This window comes from Stenotrophomonas sp. SBJS02 (assembly GCF_020428325.2).
GTDB lineage: Bacteria > Pseudomonadota > Gammaproteobacteria > Xanthomonadales > Xanthomonadaceae > Stenotrophomonas > Stenotrophomonas africana.
Window position 1 is genome coordinate 1025048 of sequence record NZ_CP109812.1, and the last position, 26031, is coordinate 1051078.

Genomic DNA, 26031 nt, shown 5'->3' on the forward strand with positions numbered 1-26031 from the left:
TTCAGGTGATATGAAGAAGCCGGCCTTGAGCCGGCTTTTTCGTAAGTGCAGGGTAAGTGCAGCGTGATCAGCCTCCCATGCTCATGCGGTGGAGCAAGCCACCAGGTCGCGACTGCTGCACCGCCCACTGGTTGATCATCTGGTTGAACACCTGCTGCACTTGACGTGCCTGGTCGCTGCCGGCGCCCTGCTGCGTGTTGCTGCTCCCATCGGTGGTCACGTTGAACGTGGTGTTGAAGTTGTTGCTCATCCCGTTCCCCGCACCCATCGAAGATGCAGGCATGCCGGCCGTGATCGGACGCACCGATCCAGCGTCACCAGGAATCAGGTAGGTCTTCCCGCCCTGGTCGAACAGCTCAGGCCGGCCGCCTTCGCCCACCCGGTACATGCTGCCCGCCGCCACAGGCCCACCACCGGCACGGCCGCCAGCGGAGCCGCTGATAGCGCCACCGATCGCATTGACCCAGCTCGCGCCGGCGCCGCTGTAGCCGCTGGCCCAGCTGCCAATCATCTGGAAGATCTGCGACGCCGCCGCCTGAGCGGCCATCTTCTGCAGCGTCTTGGCGAAGCCTTCTACCATGCCGCCCAAGCCATCCTTGAACGGGTCGAACAGGAATTCGGCGAAGGCGTCCTGCATGTTGCGCACCGCCTGATCCGTAACCGTGCGCATGCCGTCTGTTGCAGCGCGCGTGTCGTCGGCCATCTTCTGCAGGCCATCGCCGTACAACGCCGCGTAGTCGTCCTGGGCGTCCTTTACGGCAGCCAGGTTGCGGAGCATCTCCGCCTGAGCATCGCTGAGGGCGCCGTAAGCACCGGCCTGAATGTCGAAACTGACCTTGGCCGCCTCGCTTGCATCGCCGTGCAGCGCAATCTCGCGTTCAAGCTGGGCGATCAGCCCCGACGCCTTGTCGTTTGCCGAGCCATACAGGGCATCATAGTCGGCCATCAGCTCGGCGAGAGCATCGCGCTCTTTCTTCACCGCCGCTGTGCGCTTGTTGCCGTTGTTGCCGTTCGGATCGAAGGTCACCGGCGGGCTGCCGCCCGGCCTGGCCGTGCTGTCGACGGTGGCCGACACCCCACGGAACGGGGCGGCCTTGATCATCTGATCAATCTCGGCGATGCGCTTCTGCACGTCGCTCTTGGTCGAGTCAGGGAACCAGTTCATCCGCCAGCTGCCCAGCTGTTCCGTCAGGCGCGCACGCTCAGCCTGCATGGATGCCACCGGGTCGTCGGCGCCGCTGGGCATGAAGCCTTTGCCCTTCAACCATCCAGTGTAGGAGCCGGTCAGCTTGACGATCCACGTCGTGGCCTCGGCCGCGCCGCGCGCCATGTCGCCCATCAGCTTCACCATCGAGGCCAGGCCTTCCTGAGCCTCGGGGTTGTTCAGTTCCTTGTTGAGGTCCACCAGCGCCGGCGTCAGGCCCTCGGCCAGCTCGATTTTCATGCCCCGCGACATCAGTTCGACGCGGTTGGCCTGCTCGCGGAACTCCTTCATCGCCTTCGACGTGTCGTCGCCGATGATCGCGCCGAACTTCGTGGCCTGGTCGCCCCAGTCGCGCATGCCCTTGGCGTTATCCAGCAGCAGCGGCAGCAGCAGCGTTGAGTCGTTCGCGATGGCCTCCATGTAGAAGGTCATCTCGTTCTGAGATAGCCCGGCCTGCTGCAACGCCTCCACGTAGGCGCCGAGCGCCTGCGGGCCGCTGAGCTTGCGGAACTGGTCGGCGGTGAGGCCCACCTTGGGTGCGATCTTCTCGAAGAAGTCCTTCATCGGGCCGCCGCCCGTCTGCAGGAAGTCGCCCACCTTGTCCTGTGTGTCCTTCAGGATGTCGGCCAGCTTGTCCTGCTGGATGCCGACGCTGGCGGCGCCGGCTGCCCACTTCTGGAACGTCACGGCATCGGTGCCGGAGAGGCGGGAGAGCTTCTCCACCTCCTGCGACAGCTCCGAAACCTCGCGGGTCCAGTTCACCACCGCCGCGGCGGCAGCGCCGGCGCCAGCACCAACCGCGGCGCCGACAGCGGCGAAGGCTGTGCCAACGCCCTTGGCCGCGTCCTGGGCGGTCCCCTTCATGCGCTTCATCGAGCGCTCGGCCCGCTGGGTGTCGGTCTCAAACGAGCCCGTCTTCATCAGCAGGTCGATCACAATGCTGCCAGCGGTAGCCATCAGGCGGCCTCCTTCCGTGCTTGCTCAGGCTTCACGCGGCGCAGCCAATAGCCGCTCGCCAGCTCCACGTCGAACGTGCCGTCGTCGTGGTTGTACCGCGCCCGGCGCTTGCCGCCCGCTTCGAGCCTGCGCCGCGCGTCCTCCTGCGCCTTGGACAGCGCGCGAGTGCCGGTGTTGAAGGGATCGGCCGACTCGTCACGGCGCGCCAGCGCCGCCAGGCTGTAGTTCTGTTGCTGCAGGTAGACGCTGTCACCGCCCGGCAGGGGCGGCAGGCCGAAGCGGCGGCGCGCTTCGTTGGGCGCCTCGATGGCGCCGGCGGTCAGCTTCGCGTGCACGTCCGCCTGCTTGCCCAGGTCCATTCGCAGCAGCGGCTCCAGGTTGAGTTCCACGCCCACTTCATCGCCGAGGCCGAGGCCGGCGTCCAGGCAGTCTTCCATTGCCTCGATGCGGGCTTGCAGGGCGTCCGCGTAGTACATCTGGTTGAGGTCGTCCACCTTCATGCCAGCAGGGATAGAGCCGATCCCCACCTTGAACGGTGGGATGCCGAAGGCGTGGGCAATCTGCTCGTCCGAATAGCGCAGCTGCTCCACCATCTGCGAGTCGATGGCCTTGAACGCGAACGAGGTGAACTTCATGTCGGCGCCGATGACGGCCACCTTGCCCGCGTTGCTGCCGGTGAAACTGGTGTTCCAGTAGTCCTTCACCGCCTGCGCGTCCTCGTCGGACATGCCGGCGGGTGCCGTCAGGATGCCGCCCGGGTTGGCGCCGTTGGCGAAGTAGTCGGCCGAATTGCGCTGGATCTGCACGTTCTTCTTGGCGGCAAGGCCGGCGGCGGCCAGCGGTGCTACGCCAACCAACTGATGGAAGATCGGCATCTCGCGGTCGTGGATGATTTCGCTGGCCGGCACCATCAGCTGCTCGGCAGGGTACTTCTCCGGCAGCAGATTGCAGGCGTTGCCGTAGGCGAGCTGGTAGAACACGTCTCCGCTGGGCGTCACCATTGTTTGCACGCGGTTCGGATCAAGCACCCACAAATGGGTGACAGTCCGATTTGCGTCGCGGCCCTTCAGCACGTAGGTGTTCCCGCGCTGCAGCTTGGACAGGATCCAGGCCTCGCGGAACTGCGCCGGCGTTTGGTAGGCATTGGGCTTGCGGAGTAGCGGCGTTACCGTCTGGTGCCGTTCGTCCCTCCACAGCCCGTCACTGTCTCGACGGCGAATGGTGAAGGGAAGCTTGCCGATATCGCTGGCGATGCGCGACATGCAGGCATAGACGGTGCTGTACGTCTCCAGGTCGGCGTTGGATACGACGGAAATGTTCCGCTGCCAGGCGCCGGTGAACGACTCCTGGATGCGCCGCCAGCCGCCGCCTTGCTCTGCTGCCGGGACAGCCATGGCCGTACCCTGCGGCGCAGCCTTGGAGAACAGGACGGCGCCGGCGCGCGATGCCAGCGCGCGGGCGCGCTCAACGATACCCATTCAACACCTCCTCCATGCGGGTGGCCACCAGCGCCGCAGCCTCATGCTCTACCAGCAGGCGAGCGCCCAGGACGCGGCGGGCGTCGTCCTCGATCTGGCAGCGGCGTTCGTCGGTCCACGGCTGGCCGCCAAGGTCGAGCGGCACCCAGCACTCGGCACCGGTGTGGTTGAACGTGACAGTGATGGCGATGAGCGTGTTGCCTTGGATCAGGCCAGCCGCGACGGTGAATTCGCTGCATTCCTCCCGGTATGCCCGGGCAACCTGTTCGCCCAGCGCCTTCAGGGCTTCCTGGTAGGCGCTGCCGATGTTCTCGAGCTGCGACATGATCAGCTGCTCCCTTCGACGATGACAATCGGAGCAGCGTGGGAGATGAAGAAGTTGCGCTCGGCCAGCAGGCCGGTGCTGTTGGTCTGCCAGAGGCTGACCAGTTCCGACGGGCTGGTGGGCGAATCAGCCATGCTGACGGTGGCGTGCTCTGCGCCGCGCACCTGCAGGCCACCATCCAGCACCGACACCTGGGAAGCGGGGATGACGTGCATGCCGCTGATTCCGTCCATGGCCACGATCTCGATACCAGGCACGAACGTGCCGCCTCGAACGCCCATGCCGCCGCGATTCTCCAGGCGGAGCGAGAGGTTCAGGACTTTCGGGCTCGGCGCTGCAACCACGTATCCCTCGGAGGTCTCCGCCACTTCCAGCCCGCGCCGCAGATCTTCCAGTTCGTCGCCCGCACTGGGGATGGTGATGGTGTTGCTGTCGGTGAGCTGGTCAATAACCGAGACGTTGATCGCCCTGGTGACCGCCTTGCGCAGTTCTTCCTCGAACAGCGCGCGGCCACCGGCGGCACGGATCAGTTCGTTGGTCAGAACGATGATCGCGGCAGCCTTCTTGGTGCTCACGTCGGTGACGCCGAGATTCAGGTGCTTGACCACCTTCGGGTCGCCCTCGGCGATCACGTCACCACTGAAGCCGCTGCCCACCATCACGTGGGGCAGGTTGAGCGGGAGCCGGTTGCCGTAGCGCACGATCTGATCCAGCAGCGAGCCTTCAGCGATCGATCCGATGTAGGCAGCGGCCAGGGCTGCGGCATCGGCATTGGTCCACACGTCGTCGCTGAGTGCGTGGGCTGCGGCCTTCTGCACCAGCGGCGAGGCGTGGTTTCTCAGCGCGTTGCCGATGTTCGCCTTGTTGTTCACCATCATGGCGAACGCGATGTCGGTGAAGGCCTTCGCCCTGGTGCTGTCGGTCTCACCAGCCACCATCAGGTCGAGCGCGGTGCGGGCGCGGGAAAGGGCGGCGTACTGCATGTGGTCCATCTGGCGTCTCCGGTGGTTGTTGATGCCCACCGTATCGAGCTCGCCAAAAATCAATCGCTATCGTGCGATTTTCTGGAGCGTCTCGATTTCGTGCGGAACAGAATCCGCGCCAACGTCAGGAACGCTCGGGCACTGTTCGCGCAGATAGTCCAATAGGCCCGTGGTCTGCATGTACCAGGTGGCCGCCAGCACGCCGGCGAGGCGTCGTTTGTCGAGGCCGTTCGCGCAGCGCCAAGCCTCGACAGTGGCGCCGGCCAGCACCAGCGGAACAGCTCCCGCCAATGCCAACGCCGCCTGTTCCCTCGCGCCGGCCTCGCGCCACTCACGCACCTGCTGCGGGTCAACTAGCGCAGCCTGGCCACGCCCCCGCCTGCCCCTGACCACCACCGGGCAACCCTCCCTGACCCAACGGCGAAGCGTGCCGGTGCGAATGCCCAACGCGGCAGCGGCCCGATCCAGCGGAATCCCTTGTGCGGCGGGGTTTACGGCCAAAGTGCACCCCCCGAAAAAATGGATTTTCTGAATTGACGGTGCAAAAAAAACGACTGAGCGGCCGGTGTCCGAGGGGGAGGGGTAGAAGTTATCGACCTCCCCCCCGAGGGCATGCATACGGTCCCGCCGTGGTGCCGTATGGATTCTGTTGGCAGTGGTGAACGACGTGCACTGGTGAACGATGTGCACCAATGCCGGTAACGCACAGAGCGTTAGCAGCAGGAGCGGTGACGCGACGGCTCCACAGCGGTGAAGCGGAACAAAAGAAAACGGGCTCCGCCTGGTAATACTTATAAGGACAGCACGGGGCGCTGTACGAACAGCCTCAAAGTGGCCATGACTACAGCACGGGGCGCTGTAGTCATGGATTCTTACCGCACGGGGCGCTGTACGTGGTCCGCGACTACAGCACAGGGCGCTGTAGGGTGCAGCACGGGGCGCTGTACCGTTTGTGTTTTTCATGCTGCCTTAGCTCCTTCACGTTGCAGCACGGGGCGCTGTACTAATTCTGTTTTTGCAGCGCGCGGTCCCTTGCGCTTGCCGGTGCTGCGGACGTAATCAGGGCGCTCGTGCTTCCAGCTATCTGAAGGCTTTGCGGTGGCTGACACGTCGAGCGGTCTGTCCTTCTTCCAGTCGATGCGACGCCAGGTGAATGCGTAGAGCGTGGCCGCGTTCCGGCCGCCTTGCTTGGTACGCTCGATGATCCGATAGTGCTCAAGCTCCGCTGCGGCCTTCCTAACGGTGTTCTCGGAGTTCCAATGCGCGTCCTGCATCAACGCCCAGGACGCGCATAGGTATCCGTTGTTGAAGCCGGTGTATTGGCGCGCAAGGTCCTGCACCAGCTTGTGCGCGAAGGGGCTGAGTCGCGTGTAGTTCGGATGCCGTAGCAGGGTGTAGGGGATGACGAAGGCCATTCCCCCGTCGATATCCTCCCAGCGGTTCTCCTTCTTGCGCCTAGCCATGGGAAGCCTGGGGCGGACTCTTGAGAAGGACAACTCGCCGGCGGCCGCCAGCCACCCGCTTTTCTTCGGTCCAGCCGTGCGCCTCCAGTTCCCGGAACGCTCGTTCCACTGGGCGCTGTGTAACGCCCAGGATTTTCATCGCGTCGCGCACGCTGATCGAGACCACCGGAATCTGAAATGGCTGCTCCAGGCTGCGAAGCTCGATAAGCAGCGCGCGGGCGACAGGCTCCAGGGCGGCATAGGAGGGATGCTTGATCTCCTGTGCTGTCACAATGGCGTCGTAGCGCTGGCCGGCTTTGGCTGTTGGAATGTGCATGGCCTTATGCCTCCACCGCGGTTGCGAGTGCTGCCGCGTAGGCCAGCTCGATCTGCTCGGCCAAGGCCAGCACCCTGCGGAACTCGGCAACCTGCTGGACGGCCTTGCTGTGGACGCCCTGCAGCGCCTGGCGGGAAACAGGGTTGGCGGCCAGAGCCTTCATGTCGGCCCGCTCGATCATGCGCAGGGTGTCGTGCATCACCTCTTCGGCTGATCGATCGGCAGGGGTGCGGCGGACAGGCTTGCGATTGCGGAAACGCTTCATGGGGTCACCTCGTGCAATGCGGAGCGCAGCGCGTCACGCATGGGGGTAAAGTCGGGTCGAAGGGCGCAGGCCCACTCCAGCGCGCGCAGCGCGCCTCGGGCGGCTTCCCTGAGGGGTTGGTCAGGCTCGGCGTGCTGGGCGATCAGAACGGCCAGCTCATCGCGAAGGAGGGCGTTCATCGGCGCACCGCCTTGCCCCAGCACTCGCGCTCATCGTTCCGCAGTTCTGCCATGGTGATGGTGGCCTGGGTCCAGAGGCAGTGCAGGGCCAGGTGCAGCCCCTCCTGAGTGGTCGCGCTCAGGATCGCTCCGTCCAATTCGCCGCTTTCGTCGCACTGCGCGTGGAAAGCGCGGGTGAGAACCTCGCTGATTGCGCCCATCGATTGCAGCGCGCGGTCCACGTGCTGCAGGTGGATGGTTGCCATGCCTGGCAGGCGCCTTTCATCCCAGGACATGTCGGACCAGTGGATGTGCGGACGGTAGCCGTCTGACTTTTCTGAATGCGCGTCGGGGGAATCCCCGATGGCATCTGTCTCTGGATGCGGTACAGTAGTGGCCATGGTCAGGTCGTTCCTTGCAAGGGTTCGATGGCTTCGACGGCTCAGCTGGGTGCGAACCAGCTGGGCCGTTTCTCTTTTCGGGCGTGTGGTCATTGCTTGCCCCTTATGCGGCGGCTTCTTTCTCACGGGCTTCGATGTATTCGCGCAGCGCGCGAGCGGAGACCATTCGCCGCTTCCCCACCTTGAACGTGTTGAGCTGGCCAGCTGCCATCGCCCGGTAGAGCGCATTGCGGTTGAGGCCGGTAACGGCGCATGCCTCTTCAGTGGTGTAGCTGAGGCGTTCGGCTTGAGGTTTCATCGATTCTCCAGTTTTTGTAGATTTCGCACACTGCGAAACCTATGGAGACGCTATCACCCCATTTGGGCCGTTGCAACAGTTTTTTCAACCTGCGAAACTCTGTGGCATGAACAGCCCTCGAAAGCCCGCGAAGAAGGCACCTGGCCGCCCCAAGAAGGCAGCCGCAGACAAGCTCGAGCAGTTCAGCGTTCGACTGCCACCAAAGCTAAAGCTTGGCCTCGATCTTTTGGCTCGCGCGCAACACCGTTCTCTCAGCCAGGCTGTCGAGTGGGCGGTACAGGTTGGCTTGAACTCTTTCAGCGTGAACAGTGATGGCATGCCTCTCGGTGCGTTGTTAGATGTAGCTTGGTCGCAAAGCAGCGCTGAGCGGCGTCTGTTGGCGATCTACGACTGGGCACCTTCAATGCTCTCCTTCGAGGAGCGCGCAACCGTTGAATATCTGAAGTTCAGCCATGACCTGGCCGAGCTATGGCGATATGCCGAAACCCTGTCAGATAAACGGGAAGAGGACATCCAGATCGTGGAGCCGATGTTCTGGGATGTTGCGATTGGACGATGGGGCGAAATAAGCGAACGCGCTGTGGAGCTGGCGAACGCTGGCAAGCCGATCCAAGGCAACCACGTGGCTCGGGAGTTGGGCCTGTTCGACAAGCCCGGCGCGGCAAAAATGAGTCTCTGGGAGATCTACCGCCGGGAGCATGAGCCGCACGAGACGTGATCAGCTACAGGAACTGCACCTGCGCGAGCTTGTCCCGCGCGGCACCCTGCACCAGGTGGCCGTAGTGCTTCTCGATCATGGCCAGCGACGTGCCGGCGAGCTTCGCCACGGTCAGCAGGTCCATGCCGCCCACGATGGCGTCGGTGATCCAGCAGTGCCGCAGCGTGTAGAGCGTCACGCCGGCAGGTAGCCCAGCGCGCGCAGCGGCATCGCGGACAAGCTCGCTCCAGTCGGTAGGCGTCCACACCTTCTTCCCGTCCTGGGTGAACAGGTGGGCTTTGGGTAGCTTCCCCTTGGCCAGGCGGTCGAACAGCTCAGTGGCAGCGGGGGAGAGTGGAATCTTGCGGTCGTGGTCCTTGCTGCGGAACCTCACGCTGGCCGTGCGGCCGTCATAGTCCGAGCGCAGGCATAGCGATGGATCGCCCGGCCTGCAGCCGGTCAGCGCCACACACTCGATCAGGTCGCGAACCGGCCCCTCAGCAGCCTCCAGCAGCGCGCGCCTCTGCTCCCTCTCCAGGTACAGGCCACGGCGCTGCCCGGCGTCCTTCAGCGGCTTCACGGCGTTCCACTCGAAGGCGAGGTCGGGGGAAGCCTTGCGGCGGGCCACAGCGTGATTCAGGGCGGCCACCAGCGTCGTGCGAATGCGATTGATGCTGGATCGCGCCAACGGCTTCGCCACCGGTGGCCGGCCGCGCTTCACTGGCAGCGGCGGGAGGTCGCCTTTCTCCACCCGGTCGCGCCAGGCCTCGATGTGATCCTGGTGGAGATCCTTCAGGCGCACCTTGCCCAGCTTGTCGCCGTAGAGGCAGCGCTCAAACCGGCGCTTAGCGTCATCCGATGCGGTCTTGCGTCCGTCCTTCTCCAGGGCGGTCACGTAGTCGCGGCAGGCGTCGGCCACGGTGAGTTCGCTCTTGGGGGCGACCACTGCGAGCGGGGCGCCATGCTGGGATGCCTCCGACAGGGCGGCAAGGGCCGCAGCGCGCGCGCCGGCCAGCGTCATCACCGGGTGCTTGCCGAGCGTTCGCCGCTTCCCGCGCCCCCAGGTCACGATGTAGGACTTCACGCCAGAGGGCTGCACCCGCAGCAGCAGGCCCTTCATGTCGCTGTCGCTGATCTCGTAGGGCTTCTCGCTGGGTTGGGCCAGCTCCACGGCGCGGATCGTCAGCTTGGTTCCCATGTCCCGTAAGTGCGTCGTAAGTGCAAATTGCAGTGTGCGGCCAAATTCAGCGGGACGCAACGAGACGTAGAATCAAGGGGTTTATGGCGAAAGCGTTGTGCCGCAAGGATATTTTCCATCCTTCACACGGCAAGGGTCACAGGTTCGATCCCTGTACCGCCCACCATGTTGCAGAACGAAAAAAGCCTCCAGCAATGGAGGCTTTTTTGTTACCTGCGATCCAGCAGGATCAGCCGAATGCGCGCTCCGTCTCAGCCGTGTTCTTCCAGCGGCGCGCTTGATCTTCGCCGTGCGTCAATCAGGCCGTGCCCGCATCAACGTGCCTTCAGTCACCCGACGCATCGGGCCGATCAACGACGGGGCCGACGAAGTCAATGATTTCTTCGATCTCAATGCCTCGTTGATTAGGTTCATCGTCAGGCCCCAAGCCGCTCTCTGACAGTTCTTCCAGCAACGCATCAATCAGCGACTCGCGATCACGCTCAACGAGGTATCTGACGCCATTCTCGGGTAGGAGCAAATTGTGCTTCGCTGCGATTTCAACCAACAGCGAGCGCAGGCTGGGTGAGATATCCTTCTTCATCTTTACTTTACCTTCGGGTCTCTCAGTCCTTCGCTATTCTTCGGGAAGACCGTTATGACCTTCCCTTCGCCGTTCAAAACTACTTTCGCATCCTTCCCTGTGTACGCCGTCTTGCCGCCGGCCTGCTCGGCAACCTTCGCGGGTTCTTTCACTGCCGATAGTATGGCCTTTGCAGAGACCCCCCTGCCTCCATCGCGGGAGATCGCCTGATTCAAGCCGTGCTTGGTGTAGCCGGTGATCTTTCCCGCCACTGCGCCAGAAGTGCCCGTGACACCGGCGGCTCCTGCGCCAATCTCTGCCGCAGTGGCTACCGCTCCTGGATTTGCCATTGCGGCCAGACCACCCTCTGCGAGTACTGGAGCCGCCAGAATTGCGGTTAACGCGACACCAATTGCCGGTCCGAGGCTATCGCTTGGATTTCTCGGCGGAGGAGTAATCGGTTGCCCATTCGTGGCGTCGTTGACTACCTTGAAGGCTGCACCACTCTCCCGCCCATCAGGATCCGTGAACTTGTAAGGGTTTCCGTTGGCATATCGATACCGGTTGAACTGTTCAACTGGCTTCTGATAGGCCGTTACCGGGTCCACCGATAGGAAAATCCCCAACTGTGGATCCATGTACCGCTGCTGCATGTAGCTCAGCCCGGTGGCCGAGTCGCTCACATGTCCCGTGTATCCCGGTCCGTCTGTCGCCTGACCACCTACCAAGGCCCCATAGGGCTCATAGTCGTAGCGCTTGATCACTTTCCCATTGGCATCTGTTTCGGCGACGACGGAGCCAAGGGCGTCAGTGTGGATGTATGTGACTGTTTCCTGGCCTACGCGATGGCAGATGGTAATAGGCCAAGGCCAAACGGCAGCGCAAAGCACAACCAGGTGCCTATGGCAGCCAACTGGCGGAACTGAGATTCAAATCTCCTGAAGCGCGAAATTACACCACCTGCAGCATCCCTGGATCTACGCATTCTTCGCATCCCCGAAAACGCCTTCGAGTAAGGCTTGACCGGATATTCCGATCATGAAGCTTGTTGTTCGATGCGGGCCACGCAGGGGATGGGGCGGAAAGTCCTGCGCTACAGCGGTTCCAGCCATTCTCTGAGTTCACTGCTGGCCTTCATTTACACAGGGGTTTTCTTCTGTGAATGGGAACAGGCCTTGTCTCAGCCGTGTTCGTCCAATAGCTCGCGCGCGATCATCGCCGTGGCATCCAGCAGGTCATGGCCGCTGCCGGCCTGCACCACCACCGCCAGCAGGCTACGGCCCACCCTGGCACTACCGCTGGTCAGTTCCATCTCGCCTTCAAAGCACAGATCGGCCAACCATTCATGGGCCTGCTGCAGCCCGCGCTTGCGGACGCGGCGGAACTCCGCGAGCAGCTTCGCCTGGCCGGCCTCCTGCTCACCCTCGGCCAGCAGGCCGATGGCACCGCCGTGCGCCGCGCGCCAGATGGCCGGCAGCGGGCGACCGTTCGCGTCCACCACGTCCGCCGAGAACTGCGCGCAGTACATTTCGTAGCGCTTGCCCGCTGTGCTGCGGGGCACGATGCCGGCCTCGGCCAGCAGGCGTTCGGCTTCATCCAGTGTGCTGAACTTCAGGCGCAGCAGTGCAGGGCGGCTCAGTTGCTGTGCCAGCGCCTGCTGGTTGGCGGCGAACCAGACGTTCCAGCCCACGCTTGCGCGGCCTTCCAGTGCGGCCTTGAAGTACTCCAGGTGTTCGGCGTCCATCGCTGTCTCCTGCGCTCCCTGCGGGATTGTAGCGGGAGCACATCCGGGCCGGTCAGGCATCGCCGCGGGAGAGGCAATGATGTGCCTCGCGCACCAACTGTCGTGCGGCCACGATCAGTCCGTCGATATGGAAGGCGCCCAACTGTTCGTCAGGGCCGCCTTCGTTGCGCGCATGGTCGGCGGCCTGCAGCAGATCGAGCAATGCGCCGAGCCCAGATAGCGAGCGGCGCAACGAAGCGTGATTGCTGGCGCCGAGGGTGAGGCTGATGCACGGCTATCCGTCATCACCGTCGGCATGGTTGATCGCATTGAGACGGGCGAAGAAAGTGGGCAGCTACGCGGACAATTTCTGCGCGTTCAGGGCGCACTCGATCTCGCGTGCGAGGTCTTCCGGCACATCGCCGCCCCTGCCGACCGTGCACGAGACGACTCCAGAGCGGCGCCGCCCCGGCAATCGCGTCACCCCGCGCGGCGGAGGCGGGACCATGCCACGCATGGAGCCAGAAGATTCCATCCCTGCGCTGTCCCGCCGCCCCGGGCAGGCGTAGTCTCAGCCCGTTGCAGTGCCCATCCACTCTGGAGTGCCACCATGCCGCTCGCCCGCATCGATCTTCGCAAAGGTAAATCCGCCGACTACCTGCAACGCGTCGGCGAAACCATCTACCAGGCCATGCGCGCGGTGGGCGTGCCGGAAAATGATCGCTTCCAGATCTTCCAGGAACACGCGCCCGGTACGTTGATCTACGATCCCGGCTACCTGGGCGTGGACCGCACCGACGATTTCATCTGCATCCAGATCACCTGGAACGAAGGGCGCACGCTGGAGCAGAAGAAGGCGCTGTTCGCCGGCATCGCCGATGGCCTGCACGCGGCGGTGGGCATCCGCCGCGAGGATGTGTTCATCAACCTGGTGGAAGTGAAGAAGGAAAACTGGTCGTTCGGGAACGGCCAGGCGCAGTACGTGATCTGATACCGTGCCTGGACGCATGGGCCAGGCAAGCCAGCAGGGAGTGTCACATGGGGAACAGCATCTTCCGGACGTTGGGCATTGCCTTGGCCCTGTGGGGCGTGCTGGCACCCTGCAGAGGCTCGGCAGCCAACCCCATGCGAACCGCGCCGCCCATCGTGACGTTACAGATGAAGGCAGAGCAGATGCTGGACAGCATTCACAGGATGCCGCCGCCGGAGGGTGCTCAGAAGCAGGACATCAGTGGCTTTGCGAAACAGCAGCTGCCGCCCCGAATGGGCCTGTTGAACGTCAAGGCAGCCTTCGAAGATATTCCACCGTGCGGATATCCCGACCGGCTGACGGTGTGCTGGTGGTGCGCGACGAAAGAAGACGCTGGCTGTGGTCCCGCACCAATGTCGTGGTGATGACCTATCGCTTCACCTACATGCCTGAGCAAGCCAAACTGCACGCAGTCCGATACACGGAGTAGCGTCGGCAGGTCGTAGCAGTGTTACAGCAACTGGATCGGGAGTGCAGCATCCGCACCCTTCCTGGATCTACACCTCGCTGCCAACCTGCACACTTTCGGTAGCTGCCGCACTGCTGGCGGCCTTCACTGCATCGGCACTGTTGGGTTGTTCGCACTCGATGCTGGTCATGTAGCCGTCGTGGCTGATGGTGTGCTCGGCGCGCTTGACCAGCCACTGCCCATCCACGCCATCGCGGAAGCCCTGCATCACCACCGTGGCTTCGGCCATAAGTGTCTCGCGGCCGGGCAGGGTGTAGCTGAGCGTACGCGTCTGCCGGGCTTGTTCCTGGTGTTTGGCGCGCGCTGCAGCTTCGGCGGCTTCGCGGTCGGCGTAGGCCATGCGCAGGCGCACGATCGGTTCACCGCTGCCCACCTTCACCTCCTGGCGCTTGGCAACGCGTACATCACGGTAATAGGCGATGGTGGTGCCGGTCTTCTCGCGCGAGACGATGCTCACTTTGTAGCCACTGCCATCGGCGGGGGTAAGGGTAACGTCGGGAATGCGCTCGCCGCCGGCACTGGTGGATTCGCCCCGTTTGACGAACATCAGGTGGCCGCCGCCCGGCTTGGCGATGGCATCATGCTGCTTGGCCAGGCGCAGCAGCAGGTTCATGTCCGACTCCTGCGACTGCACCGTCAGCGGCAGCACGATCGACGCCAGCGATCCACTCACGGCGGCGCTCAGTCCGTGCTCGGCGGCCATGCGCTGGACCATGCCACCGATCGTCGTGCCCTTCTTCCAGGTGCGCGTTTTCTGTGTCTGCAGGTCGTTCTTGCCGCCCTTGCTGGCCTCGAACGGCGCCGCGCGGGCACGCAGGGTCATGCTGCCCGGGTAGCCGGAAATCTCCACCTCGTCGCAGATGTACAGGCCCATGCGCCGTACTTCGCCGTCGTAGCCGATGAAGGCTTCCAGCTCCGCGCCTGCCGGCGGCAGCTGGATCGGATCGGACGGATCATGGTCGGCCAGCTGCAGCTCCAGCATGTCCGAGTTGTTGTCGGTCTCGTCGGTGATGCGCAGCGACTTGAAGCGCGGCATGATCTTGTCAGTGATGTCCTGGCTGTTGGCCACCACGCGGAATGCCGGTGTGATGTTCAGTCCCACAGTGCTATCCCCTTGCGTTCGCCGGCGGGGCGCTGCACTTCGGGCAGGGTGATCGCCAGGCCTGCAGCCAGCACCGGGCCACGTGCGGCGAGGCCCGGATTGGCATCGAACACCGCGCGCAGAATGGCCGGTGATTGCTCGCCATAGTGCGCATACGCGATGCGGTCAACGACGTCGCCGTCGCGGGTGTTATACGTTCGTGCCATCACTGTGCTTCCGCAGGGAGAGGGTGAATTCGTGCCGCTGGATTCCCGCATCGACGGTGAAGCCGGAGGCAGTGGCGTCGATCTTGTCGATGACCCAAAGCCCCAGGTTCCCGCCCTTGCCGGTCAGCAGCCGCTGGGGCTTGCCTTGCGCTGCCAGCTTGCGCAGCTGCGAGAGCTCATCGCCGGCACCCCGGAACTGATAGTGGATGACGCCGGGCAGCGTCATGCTGGCCTTGCCGGGGCCGGTGTACTGCAGGGCGGCCATCTGGCCGATGCGCTCCTGCGCAGCCCAGCCATATTCGTTGCTCTGCTGGATCTCCTGGAACACCGCGGTGTTGAGGCTGAACTTGAAGCCACCCAGCATCAGCAGCACCGGGGCGTTGCCGGAGTCGTTGCTCTGGAAACTGGACAACAGCTTGTCGATGGATGCGGTTACGAACTCGCGCTTCATGCTTAGTTCCTGTCTGCCAGGCCACCACGGGCAGCAACCGCGTCGCGACGCTGCAGTTCATCGGCCGTGCGACGTGCCACCGATTCGCTGGACTCACCGGGTTGCTGGTGGATGGTGATGTTGTTGGTCTGCTGTTGCTGCACGGTGGTGACGCCGCGCGGAGAGGGCGATGGCATGTCGGGCGCGGTGCGACCGCGAGCGGCCTCACTGATGCCTCCCCATCGCTTGCGCACCCCCGCCGCGTCCAACGTGGCGACGTCTCCGACCAGGCCCACGGCGTCATTCAGGCCACCCCGGCCGCCGGCCCGCATGTTGGTATACCCGACCATGCCGTTGCCGACTGCTTCCGCGCCACCGGCAAGCACTTCCTTCCCGAGGTCCAGGCCCTTGCCGACCAGTGCACTGACCTTGCCCATGCCCCCTTCGACGAACCCCATCAGCTTCTCGACGTAGGGCATGAGGAAATCCAGCTTCTGGACAAGCCAGTCGAACAGGGATTCGGCACCGGACTTGATCGCGGTCCACATCATGCTCATCCCGCTACCGATCGCGCTGGCGACGGTCGTGTACACATTGCCCATCCAGACCACGTACTGCACCAGGCCGCTGATGAGCTGGATGTTCATTCTCAGGCCTTCCATCAGAACGGTACCGAGGAAGCTGCCAATCTGGGCAACCCGAGACAGCTCGTTGCCGGTGTACTGCGCAGGTGCAAGCATCTTCGACAGCCAATCCCAGGCCTGGCCGATCAACCCACTCATGACTTCCCAGGCGGGGCGCAGCGGTTCAATCGCACGCATCAGTTCACCCATTGCCGCGGTGCCTGCACCGCTGAGACCTTCCCAGACGCCGCCCAGGAATGCCTTGATCGGTTCCCAGTATTTGCGCACCAGGATGGCACCTGCGGTGATCGCTGCGATGGCGATCGTGATCGGCCCGCCACCAATGGCGGCCACGGCAGTGGCGACGATGCGGAAGCCCGATGCCAGGCGCATGGCCATTGGCCCGAAGCGCCCCATCTGAGCCAACAGGCTGCCACCACGAAACAGCTGCAAGGCCTTCTGCACGCCCAGAATCGGGCCCTGCAGGAAGGTCCAGGCATAGCGAGCGCCAAGTACCGCCGTGCGCATGCCCAGCATGCCGACCACGATCTGCGTGGTGTTGGTGATCAGCTTCGGGTTTTCCTGCACGAACGAGGTGACCCCGTTCAGCAGTTCGGTCAGCTTGACCGCCGCTTCGCCAACCGCAGGCAGCAAGGCGGCGCCGAAGGCCTTGGACAGATTGTCCACGGCGATCTTCGCGCCTTCGATCTTCTGCGGATCGGTCTGCATCGCGTCGGCATAGGCCGCATCGGTGGCACCCGCCGATCCATTCAACGCCGTGTCGCGGATGCGGATATAGGTATCCCAGTTCTCGATCATCGGCTGGACGAAGTTCTTCGCCTGTGCATCGCTGAACAAGGTGCCAATCTTCTTCTGGTCGCCCGCAGTCGCCTGGATGATCCCCTGCATCGCGGCATCGAAGGGATTGCCGCCGCTGGTTTGTGCATCGCCGATGATCTTGCGCAGATCCAGGTTCAGGCTCTTCTTGGCCTTCTCCTGAATGTCCGGCGAGAGCACCTCGGACATGAAGCTCTTCATGTTGCTGGCGGCCTTGTCGGCGCCGCCGGCCGATTCCAGCGTCGCCTGCAGGGCGGCGCCGACGGTGGCGGCCGCCGAGGTGCCCTGCAGCTTCATCGCTTCGAACGACGAACCCAAGGTAGGCAGCACTTCGGCCATGTCCTTCAGGCCCAGGCCGCCCTGCCGGCTGTTCACCACCAGCACGTCCAGTGCGTTCTGCATGCGTGCAGGATCGATGTCGAACGAGCGCTGCAGGCTTGCGGCCGCCTTGGCAACGTCATCGATGCTGGCACCAGTGACAGTGGTCGTGCGCCCGACAGCACCCAGGCTGGCCTGCGCGGACTGCGCATCCATGCCGGCAGCGACCATCAGCTTGATCGAGCGCTGCAGATCGTCGGCCCCCTGGTTGGTCGCGCGCGATTGTTCCAGGATCGCCTGGCCAAGTGCGCTGACCTGGGCGCGGCTGAGGTTGGCCGCTACGCCGATCTGCTGGTTCTGACGGGCGAAGCCGGAGGCGTTCTCGACCGGCTTGGCCAGTGCGGTGACGGCGGTGCCGAGTGTGCCGCGTGCTGCCTTGAACGAGGCGCCGAGCTTCTCGCGTTTCTCCAGGTTGGCGGTGCGCTTGGCTTCAACACGCTCCAGCGCTTCCTGTGAGGCGCGCAGCGCATCGGCCTGCGCGCGCATGCGGGTGTAGGCGGTGCCTGACTTCTGCATCGCGGCGAGCTTGAGCTCCAGCTTGCCGGCTTCATCGCCGAGGCGCTTCACGCCATCGTTGGCGAAGGACAATGCGTCCTTCAGCGACTTGGATACCGAGCCGCCGATCGTGATCGTTGTCGTTTGAACGTTATTGGCCATGTACCGGCAATCCCTGAATCCACCAGATGAACTTCGACACCCGCAGTGTCATGATCTCGCGCAGGCCCCAGCCGGTATGACCGGCCAAGGCGAGCACTCCCTGCCTGATCTGCGGCAGGGTCAGGTGGTAAAAAGCGCGACGCCTGCCTGCAGTCGGGCGTAGTCGCGCAACGGCATCTTGCGCACGTCGTCCGGCGAGATCTCGCACAGGTTGGCGATCATCCGTACCTCGCGCTGTGCATCACTGCCCTTGTCGTCCTGGTAGCGCTCCATGTCTTCCACGGTCGGTTCGCGCATGCGCAGCACGGCGGTCTCCATGCCATTGACCTGGCGCGGGCGGGTGAGGGTGATCTCGGCAAAGCCATCGCGCTCGATGACGGTGTCGGTGGGGGTCTTGGTCTTGCTGGACATGGGTGTGTTCCTGGAATTCGATGCGGTGCGATGGATGCGGGGGCGCGAGGCGCCCCCGGTTTTCTCGGTGCGGTGCGAGCTCAGATGCCCAGCGCGCCGCGGATGCCGGCCAGCACGTCCACGCCACCCTGGCGGGCGATCATGTTGACCACGTCGATTTCCTGCACGACCTGGGCGCCATGGGTCAGCTTGTAGTAGCTCAGCGCCAGGCTGACCTTGATCGTGCCCTTCTCGCCGACCTTGGTTTCGCCGCGGTCCAGCAGCTTCACCTTGCCGCGCATGTTGTGCACGACCTGGGTCACTTCGCCGTCATCGCCTTCCAGCGCTTCGCGGGCCGTGAAGCCGTACTCATTGCTTTCAACGACGTGGAACTTGCTCATGATCTCCGCGTCGTCCGAGGCAAACTCGACATCGGCAGTGAGCTTTTCATGGCCGAGCACGATCTCGGTCGGGGCGAGCATGCCGCCGGCCTGGAAGTCCTCGGTCTTCAGCGACAGCTTCGGTGCGGTGAAGGACATCACGCTGCCGGCATAGCCCTTGCCGTCGACGTAGAAGTTGAAGTTTTTGCGGATCTTGCGCGCCATGCTTAGAAGATCTCCGAGACGTAGTTGTTGTTCATGTGCATGCGGAAGGTCAGCTGCTCACCCGGATAGGTCGGGGTGAAGTCGAAGTCCCAGAAGAAGCGGCCCTGGGCCACGCTGTCCGCTGCGTTCAGTTCCGGGTCGATCCAGCAGTTGCCGCCGAGGATCGCGCCCTGGGTCTTCAGGCCGCGCAGGAAGGCGTTGACGCCCTCGCGCACGTCGTCGACGTAGGTCTTGCTGATGCCGCGGTCGACGGCCCACAGATGGGCGGCCTCGAGGCTGTCAGCAATGATGTCGGCCGTGCGCACCACGCACAGGAACTGCCACTTCTGGTCGCTGCTGGCGGTACGGTTGCCCCACAGGCGGAAGCCACCTTCGCGGATGATGGTCGCCACGTTCGACTGGTTCAGCAGGTTGGCGCGGCTGGTCGCGTCGGACAGGCCGAAGTCGATCGCACGCGCGGTACCGACCACGCCGTTGAGCTCCAGGTTCGACGGCGATGCCCACCAGCCGCGTTCGTTGTCACTGCGGGCGATGGCGCCGGCCACGGCACCGGAGGCGTAACGGGTGACGATGGCATCACCGGACTGCACCAGCAGCGCCGGGTCGACCACGTAGACGCGCTTGGAACCGGTCAGGGCGGTGGTGCTCTTGGCAGCGTCGTCGGTGCTGTTCGGGCCATCCTTGATGATCACCGCGCGCAGCTTGTCGGCGATGCCGAGCAGTTCGGCCACGACCGGGTTGGCCAGCAGTTCGGTGTCGCGCTTTTCGTGGGTGTGGGTGAAGCCCGGCACCGCCAGGATGCGTGGCTTGACGCCCACTACCGACTTTGCCGCCAGCAGTGCATGCACGCCGGTGTAGGCACCGGTCTGCGCGTTCACGCCGCCCAGCACGTTGGCCAGGGTGTCGTTCTCGGTGGCGCCCTTCTCGACGCGGATGACGACGACGACCGCGTTGGACTGATCGAAGATGGCGTCGAGCTGGCCCGGGAGGGTGCCCTCATCGACTTCGGTTGCGGCGTTGGCGAGCAGCTTGGCTGCCTGCGAACGCGAGGTCACCAGGACCGGAGTGTTGTACGGGAAGGCGATCTTGTCGGCGCGGGGCGCGGTGCCCACAATGCCGATGACGCTGGTCGAGGCAACAGCGATCGAGCGGGAACCACCATCGATGTTGACGACCTGCACGCCATGCAGAAATTCGGCCATGCGTTGTTTTTTCCTTGGTTGGGTGGGTGCTGCGGTCGCGATCTGCGCCGCATGGGTACATGTTCGTATCTGGCCGCGGCTGGATTAATTGCAGCCGTGGCCCGACGTCAGGGCTGCGGCTGCGCGGCCGGGTCGGGTTCGGGTGCAGTGACCATCACCCAGGCGGCACGGGTTTCATCGAAGGTGACCGGGTAGCTGCGATCCGCAGGCGGTGCCAGATCGGTGACCGATGACGGCAGCGCGACCCCACGGGAAACGGGAGTAGCGAAGCTGGCATCGTGCTTGTTCCACAGCGGTCGCGTGCTGTAGTCCGGCAGCAATGTCCATTCGCGGCGGCTGGCATTCCACGCGTTGTATTGCGCGGTGGTGCCATCCAGCTTGAATGGCTCGGACAGGGTTACGTCCTTGGGCAACGGCTCGCCCAGCGCAAGGCGATTGGGTATCGCCATCGCGGTGCGTATGTCCCACAGCATGTGGTTACGGAAATCGGCCACCGTTTCCCAGCGTGAGCCGTCATCGGCCAGGCGCAGTGCCTGGTATTCGCCGGCAGTTTGGCGAGGCGTGACGTCCACGGTGAAGTCGGGCATGTTCCAGGTACCGTCCGGGGAAGGCTGCAGGCGGACCTTGCCCATGTAGGCGCGGGTATCGGGATCGTAGGAGTGCGCGAAGCGCGGTTCAGTAGGCAAGCTCATGTCCTCAGTACGCGATGCAATAGATCATCCGCAGGCCGGCAGGCAGGTTGCGGTCGCCACCGGTGTTCTCCACCACGATGGTGTGGGTGTGTGCACCGGCATCGGCGGCCGAGGCGGCATGGCCGTGGTCACCGACCTGGGCGATGGAAATGGTGTGCGAGTGGCCGCCGGCGCCGTTCATGCCGATGTTGTGGCCATGTGCGCCTGCGCCGTCGGTGCTGAAGCTATGGGCGTGACCGCCGGCGGGTGCTGTGGCGCCGTCCGGATACAGCGCATCGTTGTCGCGTTCGCGATAGACGCCGTAGCCGTTGAGGGCAGGATTGGAGGGAACAACGCCTCCATGCTGGTGGTCGCCGGCCCACGAGGTGCCACCGGTATGCGCATGGTGGCCCTGCGAGTCGGTCCATGCACCGTGCGCGTGGTCACCGACGGCACTGGCGCTGGCACCGTGGGAGTGCGCGCCGCCTGCGCCCACGGAAATGGCGTGGCTGTGGTTGCCTGCCGTTGCCGCGCTTGCACCGTGGGCATGGCGGATCACTTCACCCTGGGTGAAGCTGCCGACCGCTTCCGGGTTCAGCGTGTGCGTGACCACCGTGCCTTCCTGCATTGCCGGGAGGTTGAAGGTGGTCGCGCCATCACCGGCGCCGTAGCGGGTACCGATGGCGGCGAACAGTGCCGGATAGCTGGAACGCGGAACAGCGGCGCCATTGCACAGCAGCATGCCGTTGGGCGCAGTGGCACCGGCGAACAGAATCACCTGTCCGGGCACGTGCACGCTGGATGGCACGCCGGTCATGTTGCGCCAGTCCAGGTAATGGTTGCCGTGCCTGCCATCGAGCAGATCGGCATCCAGGCCCTTGTCGGCGCCCTCGTCCTTCAACGCTGCCGATTTCAGCCCCAGGGCGGAACGGAACGCGGCATCGGTTGCGATCGACAGCAGCGTGCGCACGAACTGGGTGGGGGCGCTGGCACCAAAGCGCTTGTCGATGAAGGCACGCAGCCCGCGCGGTGTCACCGCACGCTGGGTGTCTGCACCATCTTCGGTCTCGGTCGTAGTGGCCAACTCGACCACGCCCTGCACTTCGGTGGTGGAAGGGGGATAGATGAATTCGGCATTGCCGAATTCGATCAGCGCGGTATCGACTTCACTGAAGCGGGTATCGGTGGAGAGCAGCAGCATCGAGGCTGCGGTCTTCTCCATGATGGGATCGGTCTGGCCGAAGGTTGCAAACAACGTGCCGTCGCCCAGGTACAGGCCGAAGCCGCGCAGGCTGTAGGCGGTAGCGCTGTCGTCGCGGATCGTGACGTGCAGCGTGTCATCTCCCACGGCCTTGCCGCCGAAAGTGGTGACCCGCTTGATCTCGCCGGGCAGGGCGGTCAGCCCCGCCGTCGGCGTGAATGCCGTGGACGTCAGGCCGATCTCGGTGATCAGCACGGCATTGGTGCCGGTGTTGGGTGGATTGACCAGCTTGGCAAAGCCGGCGTCGGTGATTTTCAAGCGCATGCGGGGTTTACTCTCCGATCAGTTGGATGCGGCGGAAGGTGGTGCCCTGGGCACCGACAAGTGCACCGATACCGGCGCTGGCCTGCATGCCCTGGGTGAAGGTGAAGTGCGATCGCACCGGCTTGGTCCGGCTGATCTCGCCGATCACGTCGTCGACGAACTTGGCGGTGGCGGTCTCGCCGCCCTGGTTGGCGATGGTCATCACCGCTTCGAAGGTGTGCGGTGCACCCTGCGGCTGCATCTCCCACCATTCGCGGATCAGGATCGAGCCACCAAAAGCGGCGACCACGTCGCGCACGCTGCCCCAGGTGCCCTTGCGGCGCTGGATGGCGATCGCGGCGCGTACGCGTGCACGCTTCACCGTCTCCGGCCAATACGCTTTCCATTCGTCAACGGACAAGGCCCAGGCCAGCCAGGGCAGCAATGCGGTCGGACAGCGGTCGGCGTCCCACAGTGCGGTGATGTCTACCGGCAGCGGACGGGCGACGATGGCGCGCGCCAGTCCACGTTCGGCATGGGTGGCATTGGGGGGCAGCAGGTTGGGAGCACGCGGAACCGCGATCTGCGCATCGCCTTCGATCAGCGTGCCGGGTGCCGGGGCGGCCGACAGGATGACCGTGGCGCCGCTGATGGCAACATCGCGCAACCGCTGCCGTCCTTGCTGGTCGGTGCGGTACACCGCCTGCAGGGTTGCCAGTGCACCACCGGGGTGACGGAAGGTACGGTTTCGCCCATCGATGGCACCGCTCAGACGCGCGCCGATCAGGCGGGTGGCAGCGTCACTCATCATTGCCGCCATGGGTCAGCGTGATGCTGGTGCAGTGCGTGGCCTGGGTACGATCAACCACGATGTCTTTGGCCGGGTTGGTGATCTCCACGCGCTGCACGCCCTCGGCATGCAGTGCGGCGAACAATCCCGAACGGGTGACGTCGCGGCCGAGCCGGTGCGATTCGCTGATGTAGCGGTCAAGGCGGGTGCGCGCTTCGGCCAGCACCACCTGCGAATCCGGGCCGGCAAAAGTGAAAAGTGCGGCGTCGACCGTGTAGTTGATGATGGCAGCGGGTTTAACCACTACGTGATCGGTCAGTGGTCGCACGTCATCCGCACTCAGCTTTGCGTCGACGATATCGAGCAGACCCTGGGAAGCGGTGCCGTCGCCTTCGCGTGAGAGCACAGAAACCACTACCTCGCCAGGGGAGGGACTGGTTGCGCTGGCGTCCAGCACACGGGCGTCGGCGCTCAGCGCGTGGAAGATGTAGGCACCCTCCGGCCCAGCCACACTGAAGCCTTCCGGCCCCAGCTGGATGCGGCGTCGGAAATCCTCGTCACTTTCGTAGCGCGGTGCGATGCCTTGCTGCGGCTTGCCGGGGTCCAGCACCTGGCGGGCGATGCCGAAGATCGCAGCCAGATGGTCCAGATCGTTGCCGACGGCATAGGCCAGCATCACGCCACGTGCTGCATCGTTGACCCGCTGGCGATCGAGCAGGCGCAGGTAGGTGCAGACCTCGAGGATCTTGAAGGCCGGGTCCGACGGCAGCAGCGCGTCGAAGGTGGGATCCAGGGCCTGCAGCGCGGTCAGCGATTCATCGAACATGGCTTCGAAATCGAGCACTTCGATGACCGCCGGGGCAGGCAGCTGGGACAGATTGACACTGGTGAACGAGCCGGATGCCACGGTTAGCGAACCTCGATTCCTTCGATGGTGATGGCCTCGCCGTCGGGCAGGTGGATTCCGGTCACTGCCAGGATCATCACGCCGGGGGCGGGGAGGGAGACGTCGATGTTCTCGACGTGGAGACGCGGTTCCCATCGCGCGAGCGCGTCGACGGTGGCCGCGATCAGGTCCATGCGCAGCGAGCGGTTGGTCGGCGCATCGATCAGTTCAAACACGCGTGAACCGTATTCGCGGCGCAGTACGCGGGAGCCAAGGGGCGTGGTGAGAATGTCACGCACGGACTGGTGGAGATGGGCGAGCCCATCCAGTGATTTGCCGGTGTTGGCGTCGATTCCTCGCATGGCCTCTATCGTCGTGGAGTGCGGGTTTTCAGGGCATTGCAGGCGTGGCCGCTCAGGCCTGGGCCGGCGTGGTCGGGGCGGTTGGGCCCTGTGCGGTGTGCTTGTGTGCCTTCAGGCCGATGGCGCCGGCCTTGATCTCACCGGGTGTGGTGATGTCCTTGCCGGCGCTGATCGCGCCGGTCACCTGCAGATCGCCGGTGGCCTTCAGCGACGGCGTGTCGAGCAGCACCGATTCGCTGGCGATCACCTGCGCGCTTGCACAGGTGACGATGACCTTGCCGTTGCCGACGTTAACGCTCAGCGTGGTGGTTTCCTGGTCGTACTCGACGGTGCTGCCGTCGGCGAACTCGGTGCGTTGCCGCAGGCGCGAGTCGGCCGGCGGCGGAAAGCGGTCCTGGTACAGGCTGCCGAGTACAAGCGCTTGGCCGGGGTCGCCATAGGGGCACGCCAGCACGACCTGCTCGCCTGGCTCGGGCGTGCACCAGCTGCGCATGCCCGGCCCCGCGCGGCGCTCCAGCCAGGGAATCCAGTCGGTAAGCATGCCGTCGGCATCGACGCGAACGCGCCCGTTCGCTTCGTCCAGCTCGCGTACCACACCGATCATCAGCAGGTTGCCGATCAACCGCGCGTGTTCGGCGCTCATCGTGCGCGCTCCGGCAACGGCAGGTAGTGGGGCTCATGGGCGCGGCCGATCTCGGGCGCGAAGCTGTAGGACGCCTGCGGCACCACGCCACCGGCGTCGTCCCACGGGTTGTCGCCCAGTGCGACCGGCAGCGACCACTCGACGATCCAGGTGCGCAGGCCCGGCTGTGCTGCCGCTGGGTCTTCGGGCAATGCCGCGATCACATCGATCGCGCTGCTGGCAACGCCGGGAAAGCGGCCGAGCTGGTGCAGCCAGGTCGCCAGGGCGAGGGCCGCATTGCGCAGCCGCAGCGCTGTGGTTGCATCGGTTGCCGGCAGCGCAATGCGTGCTTCGAAGCGCAGCGTGGCCTGCAGAAGGCCACTGCCATCATTGTTGTCCCTGCTGCGGTCACAGCGGGTCATCGCCAGCAGGCAGGCCGGCAGGGGCATCCCCTCAGCGCTGGCGTCGCGATGGAACTCGACGCTTGCAAACCCCGGAAAGCGTGCGCGGATTGCTGCTTCGATCGCGGCAATCAGCGGATCGAGCGTAGGAGGGAAGGGATCGTTCGCCATGTCAGCTCATGCAGGGAAGGGAAGAAGGGCGTAGCGCTGCAAGGCGCGCGCGGTCTGCAGCCAGTGTTGCCATCACCGCAGTGGGGCGGCATTGCAGGCGTGGCCTTATCCGGAAGGCTCAGTGCGCGGGAGTGGCGCTGCTGCTGCAGTCGGCAGGTGCTGCCGGCGCGGCGCCATTGATGGTGATGCCGCGCTGGTTGCCGAGACTGCACAGCAGCGCACTCAGCTGGTCGGCCAGCGCGTGGTACTGCTGTGCGACGGCAACGTGATTGCGCAGCAGCGCGTCATCGCTGGCCGCGTGCAGGTCCGGCAGGCGGGAAGGGGGAAGTAGCTGGGCAGGTGCGATGCTGAGATCAGCGCGGCAGGGCGTGGCCGGCGTTGGCCTCGCGCCAGATGCGCACGAACTCAGCGTCAGCGTCGCCGCGATCACGACCAGGAGTCTTGGCATGGGTCTCGATGTCCCGTTGCAGGGTGTTGAACTGTTCGGTGCGGCGGGCCTGCTGGGCCAGGCGCTGTGATTCGGCCTGCGCGCCTGCGGCGCTGTTGGCGAGGGCCTGCTGGTGCGCGCGCTGGGCTGCATCGGTGTGGGCCGCCTGCTGCGCTGCCCGGGTGGTGGCAGCGGCAAGTTCCGCGCTGCGGTCGCGCAAGGTCCATCCCAGCCAGGCGC

At 64.5% G+C, this 26031-nt stretch carries 35 protein-coding genes; 3 read left to right on the forward strand and 32 right to left on the reverse strand.

Features of this window, described 5'->3' with window-relative positions; all coding sequences use genetic code 11:
* Positions 1-67: 67 nt before the first annotated feature.
* The 11 genes from FQS62_RS04735 to FQS62_RS04785 form a co-directional block, all read right to left on the reverse strand.
* Positions 68-2161 (reverse strand): hypothetical protein, encoded by a 2094-nt coding sequence (locus FQS62_RS04735; RefSeq protein ID WP_208043901.1) that lies wholly within the window; start codon positions 2159-2161, stop codon positions 68-70.
* A complete protein-coding gene (locus FQS62_RS04740; RefSeq protein ID WP_208043902.1) occupies positions 2161-3639 on the reverse strand; it encodes a phage portal protein in 1479 nt (492 codons plus the stop codon). The genes FQS62_RS04735 and FQS62_RS04740 overlap by 1 nt, the downstream gene beginning before the upstream one ends.
* Positions 3626-3964 carry a hypothetical protein gene (locus FQS62_RS04745; RefSeq protein WP_208043903.1) on the reverse strand — a complete coding sequence of 113 codons (339 nt, stop codon included), beginning with the start codon at positions 3962-3964 and terminating at the stop codon, positions 3626-3628. The genes FQS62_RS04740 and FQS62_RS04745 overlap by 14 nt, the downstream gene beginning before the upstream one ends.
* Before the next feature lie 2 nt (positions 3965-3966).
* Positions 3967-4956: a hypothetical protein gene (locus FQS62_RS04750; protein WP_208043904.1), complete on the reverse strand. Its 990-nt coding sequence runs from the start codon at positions 4954-4956 to the stop codon at positions 3967-3969.
* A gap of 57 nt (positions 4957-5013) precedes the next feature.
* Positions 5014-5286 (reverse strand): hypothetical protein, encoded by a 273-nt coding sequence (locus tag FQS62_RS04755; protein WP_208043905.1) that lies wholly within the window; start codon positions 5284-5286, stop codon positions 5014-5016.
* A gap of 620 nt (positions 5287-5906) precedes the next feature.
* On the reverse strand, positions 5907-6362 hold the full coding sequence (locus FQS62_RS04760) for a hypothetical protein (protein WP_208043906.1): 456 nt from the start codon (positions 6360-6362) through the stop codon (positions 5907-5909).
* A gap of 40 nt (positions 6363-6402) precedes the next feature.
* A complete protein-coding gene (locus FQS62_RS04765; RefSeq protein WP_208043907.1) occupies positions 6403-6726 on the reverse strand; it encodes a hypothetical protein in 324 nt (107 codons plus the stop codon).
* 4 nt (positions 6727-6730) lie between these two features.
* A complete protein-coding gene (locus FQS62_RS04770; RefSeq protein WP_208043908.1) occupies positions 6731-6991 on the reverse strand; it encodes a hypothetical protein in 261 nt (86 codons plus the stop codon).
* Positions 6988-7170, reverse strand: a complete 183-nt coding sequence (locus tag FQS62_RS04775; RefSeq protein WP_049469151.1) for a hypothetical protein — start codon at positions 7168-7170, stop codon at positions 6988-6990. The genes FQS62_RS04770 and FQS62_RS04775 overlap by 4 nt, the downstream gene beginning before the upstream one ends.
* Positions 7167-7550, reverse strand: coding sequence for a hypothetical protein (locus FQS62_RS04780; protein ID WP_208043909.1), 384 nt, complete (start codon positions 7548-7550; stop codon positions 7167-7169). Before FQS62_RS04780 ends, FQS62_RS04775 begins: the two co-directional genes overlap by 4 nt.
* A gap of 103 nt (positions 7551-7653) precedes the next feature.
* Positions 7654-7848 (reverse strand): helix-turn-helix domain-containing protein, encoded by a 195-nt coding sequence (locus FQS62_RS04785; RefSeq protein WP_208043910.1) that lies wholly within the window; start codon positions 7846-7848, stop codon positions 7654-7656.
* Positions 7849-7954: 106 nt separating this feature from the next.
* Between FQS62_RS04785 and FQS62_RS04790 the strand changes: the two genes are divergently transcribed.
* Positions 7955-8566 (forward strand): hypothetical protein, encoded by a 612-nt coding sequence (locus tag FQS62_RS04790; RefSeq protein ID WP_208043911.1) that lies wholly within the window; start codon positions 7955-7957, stop codon positions 8564-8566.
* Positions 8567-8570: 4 nt separating this feature from the next.
* On the opposite strand, the gene FQS62_RS04795 is transcribed toward FQS62_RS04790, so the two are convergent.
* From FQS62_RS04795 to FQS62_RS04815, 5 genes are all read right to left on the reverse strand, one after another.
* Entirely contained in the window at positions 8571-9743 is a 1173-nt protein-coding gene (locus FQS62_RS04795; RefSeq protein WP_208043912.1) for a site-specific integrase, read from the reverse strand.
* A gap of 325 nt (positions 9744-10068) precedes the next feature.
* Positions 10069-10326, reverse strand: coding sequence for a hypothetical protein (locus FQS62_RS04800; RefSeq protein ID WP_021202623.1), 258 nt, complete (start codon positions 10324-10326; stop codon positions 10069-10071).
* A 2-nt stretch (positions 10327-10328) separates the two neighbouring features.
* On the reverse strand, positions 10329-11069 hold the full coding sequence (locus FQS62_RS04805; protein ID WP_226053626.1) for an RHS repeat-associated core domain-containing protein: 741 nt from the start codon (positions 11067-11069) through the stop codon (positions 10329-10331).
* A gap of 416 nt (positions 11070-11485) precedes the next feature.
* A complete protein-coding gene (locus tag FQS62_RS04810; protein WP_049444085.1) occupies positions 11486-12049 on the reverse strand; it encodes a hypothetical protein in 564 nt (187 codons plus the stop codon).
* 52 nt (positions 12050-12101) lie between these two features.
* Positions 12102-12251 carry a hypothetical protein gene (locus FQS62_RS04815; protein WP_226053627.1) on the reverse strand — a complete coding sequence of 50 codons (150 nt, stop codon included), beginning with the start codon at positions 12249-12251 and terminating at the stop codon, positions 12102-12104.
* 387 nt (positions 12252-12638) lie between these two features.
* On the opposite strand from FQS62_RS04815, the gene FQS62_RS04820 reads away from it, so the two are divergent.
* Together FQS62_RS04820 and FQS62_RS04825 are read left to right on the forward strand one after the other, a co-directional pair.
* Entirely contained in the window at positions 12639-13019 is a 381-nt protein-coding gene (locus FQS62_RS04820) for a tautomerase family protein (RefSeq protein WP_049444086.1), read from the forward strand.
* Positions 13020-13066: 47 nt separating this feature from the next.
* A complete protein-coding gene (locus tag FQS62_RS04825) occupies positions 13067-13423 on the forward strand; it encodes a hypothetical protein (protein WP_208043913.1) in 357 nt (118 codons plus the stop codon).
* Between the two features lie 132 nt (positions 13424-13555).
* Here FQS62_RS04825 and FQS62_RS04830 read toward each other — a convergent pair whose 3' ends face one another.
* The 16 genes from FQS62_RS04830 to FQS62_RS04905 form a co-directional block, all read right to left on the reverse strand.
* Positions 13556-14629 (reverse strand): phage late control D family protein, encoded by a 1074-nt coding sequence (locus tag FQS62_RS04830; RefSeq protein ID WP_049444088.1) that lies wholly within the window; start codon positions 14627-14629, stop codon positions 13556-13558.
* Entirely contained in the window at positions 14620-14835 is a 216-nt protein-coding gene (locus tag FQS62_RS04835) for a tail protein X (protein ID WP_049444089.1), read from the reverse strand. The genes FQS62_RS04830 and FQS62_RS04835 overlap by 10 nt, the downstream gene beginning before the upstream one ends.
* Positions 14819-15286: a phage tail protein gene (locus FQS62_RS04840; protein WP_049444091.1), complete on the reverse strand. Its 468-nt coding sequence runs from the start codon at positions 15284-15286 to the stop codon at positions 14819-14821. The genes FQS62_RS04835 and FQS62_RS04840 overlap by 17 nt, the downstream gene beginning before the upstream one ends.
* Positions 15287-15288: 2 nt before the next feature.
* Positions 15289-17760 carry a phage tail tape measure protein gene (locus FQS62_RS04845; protein WP_208043914.1) on the reverse strand — a complete coding sequence of 824 codons (2472 nt, stop codon included), beginning with the start codon at positions 17758-17760 and terminating at the stop codon, positions 15289-15291.
* Positions 17761-17880: 120 nt separating this feature from the next.
* Positions 17881-18171, reverse strand: coding sequence for a phage tail assembly protein (locus tag FQS62_RS04850; protein WP_005412456.1), 291 nt, complete (start codon positions 18169-18171; stop codon positions 17881-17883).
* 80 nt (positions 18172-18251) lie between these two features.
* Entirely contained in the window at positions 18252-18755 is a 504-nt protein-coding gene (locus FQS62_RS04855; RefSeq protein ID WP_049444095.1) for a phage major tail tube protein, read from the reverse strand.
* Between the two features lie 2 nt (positions 18756-18757).
* The gene (locus FQS62_RS04860) at positions 18758-19957 is read right to left on the reverse strand and encodes a phage tail sheath C-terminal domain-containing protein (RefSeq protein WP_094002001.1); all 1200 of its coding nucleotides are present in this window, start codon (positions 19955-19957) and stop codon (positions 18758-18760) included.
* A gap of 107 nt (positions 19958-20064) precedes the next feature.
* Entirely contained in the window at positions 20065-20649 is a 585-nt protein-coding gene (locus tag FQS62_RS04865) for a hypothetical protein (RefSeq protein WP_049444098.1), read from the reverse strand.
* Between the two features lie 4 nt (positions 20650-20653).
* Positions 20654-22153 (reverse strand): tail fiber protein, encoded by a 1500-nt coding sequence (locus FQS62_RS04870; protein ID WP_049444100.1) that lies wholly within the window; start codon positions 22151-22153, stop codon positions 20654-20656.
* 7 nt (positions 22154-22160) lie between these two features.
* A complete protein-coding gene (locus FQS62_RS04875; RefSeq protein ID WP_049444102.1) occupies positions 22161-22940 on the reverse strand; it encodes a phage tail protein I in 780 nt (259 codons plus the stop codon).
* On the reverse strand, positions 22933-23829 hold the full coding sequence (locus tag FQS62_RS04880; RefSeq protein ID WP_049444103.1) for a baseplate assembly protein: 897 nt from the start codon (positions 23827-23829) through the stop codon (positions 22933-22935). The genes FQS62_RS04875 and FQS62_RS04880 overlap by 8 nt, the downstream gene beginning before the upstream one ends.
* 2 nt (positions 23830-23831) lie before the next feature.
* Entirely contained in the window at positions 23832-24170 is a 339-nt protein-coding gene (locus FQS62_RS04885; RefSeq protein WP_049444104.1) for a GPW/gp25 family protein, read from the reverse strand.
* 52 nt (positions 24171-24222) lie between these two features.
* Positions 24223-24813 carry a phage baseplate assembly protein V gene (locus tag FQS62_RS04890; protein WP_049444105.1) on the reverse strand — a complete coding sequence of 197 codons (591 nt, stop codon included), beginning with the start codon at positions 24811-24813 and terminating at the stop codon, positions 24223-24225.
* Positions 24810-25364: a hypothetical protein gene (locus FQS62_RS04895; protein WP_049444106.1), complete on the reverse strand. Its 555-nt coding sequence runs from the start codon at positions 25362-25364 to the stop codon at positions 24810-24812. Before FQS62_RS04895 ends, FQS62_RS04890 begins: the two co-directional genes overlap by 4 nt.
* A 118-nt stretch (positions 25365-25482) precedes the next feature.
* Positions 25483-25812: a hypothetical protein gene (locus FQS62_RS04900; RefSeq protein WP_154348604.1), complete on the reverse strand. Its 330-nt coding sequence runs from the start codon at positions 25810-25812 to the stop codon at positions 25483-25485.
* On the reverse strand, positions 25718-26011 hold the full coding sequence (locus FQS62_RS04905; RefSeq protein ID WP_226053628.1) for a hypothetical protein: 294 nt from the start codon (positions 26009-26011) through the stop codon (positions 25718-25720). The genes FQS62_RS04900 and FQS62_RS04905 overlap by 95 nt, the downstream gene beginning before the upstream one ends.
* Positions 26012-26031 lie beyond the last annotated feature (20 nt).